The organism is Arthrobacter sp. 10T419, from assembly GCF_056394105.1.
Map to the genome: position 1 here is coordinate 1 of NZ_JBFTHF010000077.1, position 375 is coordinate 375.

The window sequence follows — 375 nt, forward strand, 5'->3', positions numbered from 1 at the left end:
CTTCTGACACGCCGGGACGGTGATCCGGCGCCGCTAGCATCGCTGGAAGATCGCGGTCTTCCTATTCCCTCGGCTGGAAATAAAGATTGATGTGGGCGGGCGCCACGCCGTTCTCGTCGCGCGGCAGCGGGTTGGAGCGTGCCACGGCGCGCAGCACGGCGTTGTCCCAGCCGGTGTGTCCGCTCGAGCGGGCCAGCCGGGCCTCCAGCACGGTGCCGTCCGGTGCCAGATGCACTGCGACCACGGCGGTGGGATTGTCGGGCAGGTCTCCATCGAAGAGGATGTTGGGCGTGACCCGGCGTCGCACCTTGTCCGCATAGCCCGGCGACGTGGTGCCGCCTGTGCCGGCACCGTCGCCGGGGCGGCTGCCTGCAC

1 protein-coding gene is annotated in these 375 nt (G+C 69.9%); it reads right to left on the bottom strand.

Going from position 1 to position 375, the window contains the following annotated elements; all coding sequences use genetic code 11:
• Positions 1-61: 61 nt before the first annotated feature.
• Positions 62-375, bottom strand: a 314-nt coding sequence (locus tag AC1DBD_RS17950; protein WP_476982745.1) for an energy transducer TonB, incomplete at its 5' end; no start/stop codon positions are given.